10 protein-coding genes are annotated in these 9,341 nt (G+C 38.6%); 3 read left to right on the forward strand and 7 right to left on the reverse strand.

What is annotated here, in order from left to right; genetic code table 11:
* Nucleotides 1–55: 55 nt before the first annotated feature.
* Together B2V92_RS02915 and B2V92_RS02920 are read right to left on the reverse strand one after the other, a co-directional pair.
* Nucleotides 56–847 carry a sensor histidine kinase gene (locus B2V92_RS02915; RefSeq protein ID WP_293304667.1) on the reverse strand — a complete coding sequence of 264 codons (792 nt, stop codon included), beginning with the start codon at nucleotides 845–847 and terminating at the stop codon, nucleotides 56–58.
* 617 nt (nucleotides 848–1,464) lie between these two features.
* Nucleotides 1,465–1,848: a hypothetical protein gene (locus B2V92_RS02920; protein ID WP_293304669.1), complete on the reverse strand. Its 384-nt coding sequence runs from the start codon at nucleotides 1,846–1,848 to the stop codon at nucleotides 1,465–1,467.
* 296 nt (nucleotides 1,849–2,144) lie between these two features.
* Here B2V92_RS02920 and B2V92_RS02925 point away from each other — a divergent pair, with 296 nt between their 5' ends.
* Nucleotides 2,145–2,375 (forward strand): response regulator transcription factor, encoded by a 231-nt coding sequence (locus B2V92_RS02925; protein ID WP_025143302.1) that lies wholly within the window; start codon nucleotides 2,145–2,147, stop codon nucleotides 2,373–2,375.
* Nucleotides 2,376–2,471: 96 nt separating this feature from the next.
* Here B2V92_RS02925 and B2V92_RS02930 read toward each other — a convergent pair whose 3' ends face one another.
* The 4 genes from B2V92_RS02930 to B2V92_RS02945 all read right to left on the reverse strand — a co-directional run bounded on the left by B2V92_RS02930 (nucleotide 2,472) and on the right by B2V92_RS02945 (nucleotide 6,119).
* On the reverse strand, nucleotides 2,472–4,040 hold the full coding sequence (locus B2V92_RS02930; RefSeq protein ID WP_293304672.1) for a M28 family metallopeptidase: 1,569 nt from the start codon (nucleotides 4,038–4,040) through the stop codon (nucleotides 2,472–2,474).
* Between the two features lie 108 nt (nucleotides 4,041–4,148).
* Nucleotides 4,149–4,946: an ABC transporter permease gene (locus B2V92_RS02935; RefSeq protein ID WP_293304674.1), complete on the reverse strand. Its 798-nt coding sequence runs from the start codon at nucleotides 4,944–4,946 to the stop codon at nucleotides 4,149–4,151.
* Between the two features lies 1 nt (nucleotide 4,947).
* Nucleotides 4,948–5,856 (reverse strand): ABC transporter ATP-binding protein, encoded by a 909-nt coding sequence (locus tag B2V92_RS02940; RefSeq protein ID WP_293304676.1) that lies wholly within the window; start codon nucleotides 5,854–5,856, stop codon nucleotides 4,948–4,950.
* 5 nt (nucleotides 5,857–5,861) lie between these two features.
* Nucleotides 5,862–6,119: a hypothetical protein gene (locus B2V92_RS02945; protein WP_293304678.1), complete on the reverse strand. Its 258-nt coding sequence runs from the start codon at nucleotides 6,117–6,119 to the stop codon at nucleotides 5,862–5,864.
* Between the two features lie 476 nt (nucleotides 6,120–6,595).
* On the opposite strand from B2V92_RS02945, the gene B2V92_RS02950 reads away from it, so the two are divergent.
* Both B2V92_RS02950 and B2V92_RS02955 read left to right on the forward strand, forming a co-directional pair.
* On the forward strand, nucleotides 6,596–7,414 hold the full coding sequence (locus B2V92_RS02950) for a sensor histidine kinase (RefSeq protein ID WP_293304680.1): 819 nt from the start codon (nucleotides 6,596–6,598) through the stop codon (nucleotides 7,412–7,414).
* Nucleotides 7,415–7,467: 53 nt separating this feature from the next.
* Nucleotides 7,468–8,217 carry a LytR/AlgR family response regulator transcription factor gene (locus B2V92_RS02955; RefSeq protein ID WP_293304682.1) on the forward strand — a complete coding sequence of 250 codons (750 nt, stop codon included), beginning with the start codon at nucleotides 7,468–7,470 and terminating at the stop codon, nucleotides 8,215–8,217.
* Nucleotides 8,218–8,381: 164 nt separating this feature from the next.
* On the opposite strand, the gene B2V92_RS02960 is transcribed toward B2V92_RS02955, so the two are convergent.
* Nucleotides 8,382–9,140: a lysophospholipid acyltransferase family protein gene (locus B2V92_RS02960; protein WP_293304684.1), complete on the reverse strand. Its 759-nt coding sequence runs from the start codon at nucleotides 9,138–9,140 to the stop codon at nucleotides 8,382–8,384.
* Nucleotides 9,141–9,341 lie beyond the last annotated feature (201 nt).

Genomic DNA, 9,341 nt, shown 5'->3' on the forward strand with positions numbered 1-9,341 from the left:
GGAAGAGCGTATGATCATCAACAATGGCTATGGCGATATTTTGGTTCTGCATAACTTAGGGATAGGGGATTTCAATGGCAATAGATGTGCCTTTGTCCGGAGCCGAATTTAAGGCTAATTTTCCATTGATCATCTCAATTCTTTTATAAATAGAATTAAGACCCATTCCGGATTTTTTAGCTTTCATCTCTTCTGGATCGAAGCCTATGCCATTTTCGGCAACTTTTAAATGCAGCGCATCGTTTTCAAGGTACGAATCGATCTGTATATGGGTTGCATGCGCATGTTTGATGATGTTATTGATAATCTCCTGAAGCAAACGGAGGATGATCAGATCCTTATCGGGTGATACAAGTTCTGAATCCAAAAGCTTATTGTTGGTTTGCAGGTCGTAAGTACCTGCTTTGTTAAGCCAGTTAATTTCCTGATCAATGGCGTGGCCAAGGCCATTTTCTACCAATTGCTCGCCATGTAAAAGTTTGGCCAGCTCCCTTAATTCTTTAATGGATTTATTAACAAGGGAAAGGGAATTTTCGATCTTCTTTTTTGCTTTCGGCACATCATTTAAGTTTACCGAGTTTAGGGTAAGCGTGGTAAGACTAAGCAATTGTCCAACATTATCGTGCAGTTCGGTAGCGATGCTCTGCATGGTCTGGTCCTGTACCTCAATCCGTGTTTGAAGTATTTCCGATTCGAACCGCTGCTGCATATTCTGCTTTTCCAGAAAATGATTTTTTTTATGCCGGTTATAGGATCTGATGTATAAAATCAAAAACACTGGCATTAACAGGAATACCAGTGTAGAAATGGCAACTAAGACTGCAATTTTCGTTGTTTCATTCTGCATATAAACGAATATACCCAAAAGCTATATAAAATTAGGTTTAGCAATACATAAATGCAATATCTTAATGTAGCATTACCAATAATTTTTACGGTAAATAAGCCATCAAAGATATTAGACATGGTGCTTCCGAAGTAATAAAATAACACACCCGTTATCCACCAAAATTCGGGATGGGTTTTGATGTTGATGAAATTTGCATCTTTTAATAAGAGGTAGTAATAATAGAGGCAATATAATGTGAAAATTATCGACATCACGCTGATTGTTAATGCATTGGTGTCTGTAAATGGTTGCGAAATTAAGAAGTAAAAATAGGTAAGATACACCATTCCCGAACCGATTAAAAAAATAGGTTTAGGGTTGGTGTATTCCCGTAAGCAACAATAGAGGCCATATAAGATGGTAGTACTCTCAAATATTATAAAGATATTAAAAAGCCATAAGTTGTGCCGGTGGTGCGATGCAAGATAAATGGCAAATAGTTCTGTAGCAAGGGCAACCGCAATGTAACAGGTTATTATTTTCCAAAAGATAGATTTATCTTTCCAAACCAAAAAAAGGGCTGCAATTAAGCAACCCAACTCGGAGATGATTATGGGCGAAACATACCTCATTCTTTATAAACTGGTTCCATCGCACATATCCGGACAGGCTGTTCCCCTGTTTTCGATATTGCCCAAATCATCCTCATGATCACGCGGATCTCCATAACCTCCGTTAGCTAAACTCGGTATGGTTGGCACCAATAATAGGGTATTTCTGCCTGCATAAGATTCGGGAACACCTTCAAGGCCTTCATTTAAATATTGTGCAAAGTAAATCCTTAGTCCGTCATATTTTCCTTCAGCCATTGATTTTGCTATTTCTAAAATCTGCTCTGCCGGAAACCATACCGCTTTGGTGTACGATTTATCATAAGTAGCCCCTTCTTTGGCGTATGCTACAACCATTGCTTTTGCAATCTTCGGATCGATAGGTTCTGAGTTTAAATTTTTGCTCATAAAATTAGGATGTTTATTTGTTTATTAAAGCCTAAAAATCGATAATAATAAGTGATCTGGCAAGAAGTATTTATAATTAAAATACCGTAAAAACACCTTTTTATTTAAGGTGTTTTGCGCTATCATGCAGTTGCGGCATACCACTACTTTTGGTATATAATAACAGATAAACAATCTGCTGTTGTACAAACAAACATTGTCTACCCTTGATGAACAACTATTTTGGACTTATTTAAAGATGGGTCTATTTTGACGAAGCCGAAAAATCTAAAAATTAAAATTTAATTCTTTCAAAAATGATAAACAATATCCTATTACAGGAAAATCATGGTTCGATCAGCGAAAGGGAGGTAGAGATTGTGCACCTATTATCGATGGGGTACAACAGCAAAGAAATCGGTGAAATGCTTTTTATCAGCGAACATACCGTAAATACACACCGCAGAAATATGGTGCGAAAGCTCGACCTGAAAAACTCCTACCAGTTAATTGTGTGGGCGTTTAAAGAAAGAATATTATCCTTTTAAAGGATGTAAAAAGATGTTATAACCTCTCATTCTAACAGCAAAGCCTGCTATTTGATTTCTAAAGTCAAATCAGCAGGCTTTTGTATTTATGTTATTTTATGGTCGGGCCGGTTGTGGCGCAGGTAATTCTTTTCTTGGTATCTGTGCTTCACGTTGCGAGGTATTATATACAAAAGAAGCAATAATGGTTGCGGCCTGTTTTAAATCATCTTCAACAAGTCTGTCGTATGTATCCATATTGCTATGGTGCGTACGGGTATTATAATCAGCAGGGTCCTGGATAAACTGGAAACCCGGGATGCCAACGGCATCAAAAGCCTGGTGATCGGTACCACCGGTGTTGCTAATGGTAACAGTTGTTGCGCCAAGATCGGCAAATGGGCTTAACCAGCTTTGAAAAATCGGACCGGCGGTGGCATTGCCCTGTAAATAAACCCCACGGATTTTTCCTGTTCCGTTATCAAGGTTGTAATAAGCCGATATTTTTTTCTGATCGGGTGTTAATACCATGGTTTTTGGATCGCCAAAGTGTTTAGATACATAACCTCTTGAGCCAAATAAGCCTTGCTCTTCCGAACTCCATAGTGCGATGCGGATGGTTCGTTTTGGTTTAAAATCAATGGCTTTTAAAATGCGCATGGCTTCCATCATTACGGTAGAGCCGGCAGCATTGTCGGTTGCGCCGGTTGCGGCATGCCACGAATCGAAGTGACCACCAATCATTACCACTTCGTCTTTTAGTTTTTTATCGGTTCCGGGTATTTCGGCTATTACGTTATAACCCTGTGGATCCTGATCGTAAAAAGAAGTTTTAATATCGGCTTCTACCTCTACAGGTTTACCAGCACGCAATAAGCGTAATATATGAAGGAAATCTTCTGCAGCTACTTCTAGTTCAGGTGAAACAGGTTTAGCATCTAGCGCATAAGATGCGCCGTTACTGGTAAAAAATGTCCCCTGGCCGCCACGGGCGTATGTTAAAATCAAACCGACTTTTTCTTCAACCAACATGGCATTTATAGCTGCGCGTGTTTCGCGTATTTTCATCATCTGCGCCATTCTATCCGCCATCGGTCCTCCTGCGGGGCGTTGTCTGGTACCAGCTGCCTGTGGTTTTGCTGCAGCCATTTGTGCCAGGGTTGTATCTGCATAACGCGAAAAATCGGCTTTGGTGCCGCTGGTTAGTGGCGTGCCCTGATCCATCATGATGATTTTTCCAGCCAATTTGCCTTTGTATTTAGCTAAATCGGCAACGCTATCGGCCTTGATTAAGATTACTTCAGATTTTATCGGTCCGTTTGTACCCGGTGTCCAGGCTTTTGGCGAGGCAATAATGGCATGGTAATAAGGGAGTGTGGTAGCTGCATAATATTTATCAATCTGCCAGCCCTTACCGAAAGTTCCCCAGGCTTCGAGATGGGCATTTTTCAAACCCCAATCGGTGAGTTGTTTTACAGCCCATTGCTGCGCTCTTTTTAAGCCGGGCGAATTTGATAAACGGGGTCCGCTAACATCTGTTAGGTTAAAGGCAATGTCCATTGCTTTTGAATGTTCCAAACCTTCCTTTCTTATTTTTTGTACTACAGCTGCATCAGGGGTATCTTGTGCAAAAGCCGTAAGGCACAAGCTAAGAGCCAGTGCTGTGGTGGTAAATCTTTTGATCATTTTGGAATAATTAGTTGGTTGATTTTGATCTAAATTACACTTTAAACCCCTTCAAATTATTTTCCAATGATATTTTTACATGATTGACCTGATAAATAATCCCTTAACCTATTTTATACTCTTTTTGGTTACAATAAAGTAGCCGATAATAAAAAGAATGGCTGCATAAATTAAACTTGTCCATATTTCCTGTGTGAAAATGGGAAAATCGAGCGGATCGGTTCCTTTTTTCACTTTCGTGATCTTCAAAGCTAAAGCAGGTAACGAATAAGGGATCAGGTAGGCATATTTCCAGCCAATATTTGCTGTAATTATCCCCATAATGGTGCCAACAAAGCCAATTCCCATCGGTTTAAGGAAATCGCTCCACAATAAACTTAAAATAAACTGAAATGATAAAATGCCTAAAGCAGACAGGAATAGTTTAGCATAAGCATTAATGAGGAAACTTAATGGATTATACTGGTTAAAGTTGAATTTTGGAACCAATACCTGCAATAAATGGCCAAAAGCAAAAGTTAAAGAGGCGAAAAGAAATAAACAAAGGAATATCAGAAATACAGCATACAGGTATTTTGCGGCATAAATGGCAAATTTATTCAAAGGTTGAGCAAATAACATTTTCCAGGTATCGTTCTTATGCTCGATATTATTAACCGAAAAAGCCATAAATATGACATAAAAGGGCATAATTAAAAACCCCATTACGCCAAGTGCTGCACCGCTATACTTTGCCCACAGTATTACAGGAGGGTTATGTGCAGCAATTACTTTTTCGGATTCTGAATAAAAACCAAAAGAGATTAATCCGCATATAATAACCGGTAACAATATGGCCGCCCAAAAAGCCAGCGTTTTCCGCGACTTATAAAATTCTGATTTTAAAGATATGTAGAGCGTACGCATATTAGTTTGTTTTGGTAATATCCAGGAATAAATTTTCGAGGTCTTTTCTTTGCTGATAAAGGCTGCTTACTGTAAAACCGTTTTGTATAAGGAGTGTATTTAATTCGCCGCTTTTTTGGGCTGAATTAAACGGAACCGTGATTTTTTTATCGGTTTGGGCAACGATTTCATATCCGGCCTTTGCGATAAAGGTGCTCGCACTTTCGATGTTGTTTACTTCGATTTCGAGCATGGGTTTGCTCAGCAGATGAAGTTCATCAATGGTGCCCTGAAATAACAGCTGCCCTTTATTGATGATGCCTACATGTGTGGCAGTTCTTTCTATTTCTGCCAGTAAATGGCTTGATACCAGAATGGTTTTTTGATGTTTGGTAGCCAGTTCGATCATCAAGTTACGTATCTCGATAATGCCGTTAGGGTCTAAACCATTGGTAGGCTCGTCTAAAAGTAGTAGTTCGGGATCAGATATCAGCGCCTGTGCTATGCCCAAACGTTGTTTCATACCTAAAGAATATTTACTCGCTTTTTTATCTGCTGCATCGGTTAAACCCACCAGGGCCAACATTTCGTCGGCTTTGGTTTTTTTTATGCCCAGTAGGATACAACGGTTGATGAGGTTTTCGCGGCCTGTTAAATGCCCGTAAATGGCAGGTTGCTCTACCAAGGCACCTACACGCTTTAAAATAGCAATGCGGTTACTGTTTATTTCTTTTCCGAATAAAAAAACCTGATCTGAAGGCGACTTCAGCAGGTTTAATAAAATTTTTATAGTGGTTGTTTTTCCGGCTCCGTTTGGCCCTAAAAAGCCGTAAATGCTGCCTTTTGGTACCTGTAACGAAAGATCTTTTACAATGGCCTGGTTGCCAAAATTAAAGTTTAAGCCTACGGTTTCGATCGCGTAATTACCCATGGCTATTATTTAAAAATAGCGGTGGCTTTTGTTACAATAGTACTTGAGCTTTTTGCAGGCTTAACTACTATTTCTGCGTCGTTCTGACTGGTGCTTACGGTAAGGGTTAAAATGATCATCATAAATACTGGTAATAACAATAGTAAAAATGGCGAAGTGTTTCCTAACTTTTTCATGATGGTTTGTTTTATTTGAGAGGCTGCGAAAATATCATCAGCCATTACTGTTTGATTTTTTAAGTGGATTGCTGATGTAGTTTTCATATTGTTTTCGTTTTGATGATTCAAAGAAACACAGGAAAAACTTCCTGCTAAAATCTATTATACCAAGTGTTCAAGATTCTAGATCAACAGACATTTTTGGCGTTGGTCGATAAAAATTGCCCATTGGGCCGTTGGTAGAAAAAAAATGCCCGTTGGTAGATTGTGTAAGTAAATCGATAAAACTTTATTTATTTTGTGGCTTTGAACAATATGCGTTACTTAAACGTGTATAGGTTTTGCCAATTTTTAATAAATTTTAAATGAAACAGAGTAAAGGGCCTTTAATATTACACGCTATATACTGGGTAATGATATCTTTTATCATCATACTGGGGTTTTTCCTCAGTCCGGAACGGGCGAGTGTTAAACATTATATGATTACTTTGGTAGGGTTTGGGATCATTAATGTTTCTTTATTCTATATTAATTATCTGATACTTATACCTCAGTTAATAAAAAATAAAAAGAGGTACTTTTTGTATATTCTAACCTTTATCGTGTTATTAGGGGCTGGTGCGCTGATTAAAACCGTTATTGCCGTATTAAATCCAAAAGATTTGTTAGAGTATGTGGAAGCGGGACAGGGGAAAAAAACGTTCCAGATAAACTATTACTTTTTCATTCAATTGTTTTTATGCGGATTCTTTTTGGTATCGAGCTGTATTATCAAATTTGCCGCCGACTGGTTTTCGAGCGAACGCATCCAGCGTAACCTGGAAAGCGAACGCCGCGAAATGGAACTCCAGTTTTTAAAATCGCAGTTAAATCCGCATTTCCTTTTTAACTCCCTTAATAATATTTATTCGCTGGCTTATCAAAAATCGGATAAAACAGCCGATGCGATTATGAAGCTTTCGGAAATTATGCGTTATATGATTTATGAAAGCAATACCCCAACGGTAGCTTTAAGTAAAGAGGTAGATTATTTAACCAATTATATCGAGCTGCAAAAAATCAGGTTTAAGGATGGTGCATACATCGAACTTACTTTAAACGGGGAGATCGATAACCAGAAAATAGTGCCGTTAATGCTGATTTCCTTTGTCGAGAATGCGTTTAAACATGGCGTGGTAAATGATCCGGCCGAACCGGTAAAAATCAATATCATTGCCAACCAGAAAATTCTGCACTTCAGTGTCATCAATAAAAAGAACCAGCAGAACAAAGATGCACAGGGCGGTGTAGGTTTAACCAATGTAGAACGTAGGCTACAATTGGTATATCCTGACAGATATAAATTAAATGTTGTAAATTCGGCTACCCATTATACCTGCGAACTGATGATTGACATATAACCGGAGAATTAAACCGGATATAAGAAAATCATGAACTAAATAGATTAACCAAAATGAATTTAAACTGTATTGTTGTTGATGATGAGCCTTTAGCGCTTGATATTTTACAGGATTATATATCGAAAGTGCCTTTTTTAACGATGGTTAAAAGGTGCGAAAACCCGATAGAAGCTTTGCAGATTGTGCAGGGTGGGGGGATTGATCTTGTGTTTTTGGATATCCAGATGCCTGAATTAACGGGAATCCAGTTTTTAAAGATCGCGGGTAACAAATGCCACTATATTTTAACCACGGCCTACCCACAGTATGCTTTGGAAAGTTACGATCTCAATGTTTCTGATTATCTATTGAAACCAATTGCTTTCGACCGATTTTATAAAGCGGTAGAAAAAGTGCATAACCAGGTAAAACCGGTTGAAGCCCCTGCCAGCGTTGCGCAGCCGATTGTTACGCCTGCACCATTTTCTGCACCAGCAAATCCTGTACAGGACTATATTTTTGTAAAAACGGAACACAAGATCCAAAAAATCTATCTTCACGATATCCTGTTTATCGAAGGTTTAAAGGATTATATCTCTATTTTCACCAAGGATGAACGTGTAATTACACTTCAGAGTATGAAGAAAATGGAAGAGGCATTACCTCAAAGCCAGTTTATCAGGGTGCACAAATCGTACATTGTTGCGGTTGATAAAATTGAGAGCATCGAGCGTAGCCGTATCACCATTAATCAGAAAATTATTCCTGTAGGCGATACTTACCGCGATGAATTTTTCAGGGTGATCGGGAATAAGAATATCTAGGGGTGAGGTAAGACGGAAAATGGATGATGGGCGGTTGGCGCTAGGCGTATAGCGTTTTACGTCGATTAATCTTGTAATGTGTTTGTAAGATGGAAAATGTAAGATGGATAATGGGCGTTTGGTACCGATTAACCGATTTAAACAATTAACCAGTTAACCCTTCTTTACAGCGTAGCTGGTTGTTCCATTGGCTGGCCCAAAACTTTCCTGATTTCGTTTTCTACTTCGAGGGTAATATCGTTAGCTGTTTTTACACCGGGTTCTATGGGTTTTAAAACGGTCCATTTTAAGGCGTTGCCGGTAGTTAAGGGAAACATGCCAAAACGGACAATTTTCCACGAATTTTCTATCGCCACCGGAACCACCAATGCATTGGGTACCACTTTTAAAATGGTGGCAATGCCCCCAAATTGGAAGGTTTTTAGCTGTCCGTCTTTTGCGCGGGTACCTTCGGGAAAGATAACTGTACTCCAGTTGTTTTCCTTCATTCTGCGGCCAAGTTTAATGATTTCTGAAATGGCCTGTTTGTTATCTTTTCTGTTAATATTTGCTCCTCCACCCAAACGCAGGTTGATGGAAATAGAAGGAATACCTTTGGTAAGTTCGATTTTTGAGATAAATTTTGCGCTGTGTTTTCTTAAAAACCAGATCAACGAAGGAATATCGTACATGCTTTGATGGTTGGCCGCAAAAATAATCGGTCTGTCTGCCGGCAGATCATACTCGTTTTTAAAGCTGATGGAATTGAACAGGAAAATCTGACAATAGGTTAGAAAAAAATTAAGAATATCTACTGAAACCTTATGTGCTTTATAGCCGAAAACTTTAAAACATATCCATTGTACAGGATGGAAAATGCAAAGCATTAATCCAAAGAAAATATAAAAAATAGGGCTTAAAATATATCCGAAAAGCTTGCTCATCTGCTTAATTTAATAGATGGCAAAGATAATAATAAATTATTCTGGTTTAATTGCAGCATTAATTTGAATTCGATAATTATTTGCTAAAAAATAGGGTTTTAAAAACATCTGGTCTCAATAGATTCGTCATGCTGTCCCGAAGATTCGGGATCAGCATCTATTTTGGAAAGACCCTGAAATAAATTCAGGGTGACGAAATGA

The sequence above is a fragment of the Pedobacter sp. UBA5917 genome, assembly GCF_002432345.1.
Classification (GTDB): Bacteria; Bacteroidota; Bacteroidia; order Sphingobacteriales; family Sphingobacteriaceae; genus Pedobacter.

What these genes read in the sequence shown, in the direction of transcription:
- B2V92_RS02915 (WP_293304667.1), bottom strand. Translation starts at nt 847, where the DNA reads ATGCAGAATGAAACAACGAAAATTGCAGTCTTAGTTGCCATTTCTACA.
- B2V92_RS02920 (WP_293304669.1), bottom strand. Translation starts at nt 1,848, where the DNA reads ATGAGCAAAAATTTAAACTCAGAACCTATCGATCCGAAGATTGCAAAA.
- B2V92_RS02925 (WP_025143302.1), top strand. Translation starts at nt 2,145, where the DNA reads ATGATAAACAATATCCTATTACAGGAAAATCATGGTTCGATCAGCGAA.
- B2V92_RS02930 (WP_293304672.1), bottom strand. Translation starts at nt 4,040, where the DNA reads ATGATCAAAAGATTTACCACCACAGCACTGGCTCTTAGCTTGTGCCTT.
- B2V92_RS02935 (WP_293304674.1), bottom strand. Translation starts at nt 4,946, where the DNA reads ATGCGTACGCTCTACATATCTTTAAAATCAGAATTTTATAAGTCGCGG.
- B2V92_RS02940 (WP_293304676.1), bottom strand. Translation starts at nt 5,856, where the DNA reads ATGGGTAATTACGCGATCGAAACCGTAGGCTTAAACTTTAATTTTGGC.
- B2V92_RS02945 (WP_293304678.1), bottom strand. Translation starts at nt 6,119, where the DNA reads ATGAAAACTACATCAGCAATCCACTTAAAAAATCAAACAGTAATGGCT.
- B2V92_RS02955 (WP_293304682.1), top strand. Translation starts at nt 7,468, where the DNA reads ATGAATTTAAACTGTATTGTTGTTGATGATGAGCCTTTAGCGCTTGAT.
- B2V92_RS02960 (WP_293304684.1), bottom strand. Translation starts at nt 9,140, where the DNA reads ATGAGCAAGCTTTTCGGATATATTTTAAGCCCTATTTTTTATATTTTC.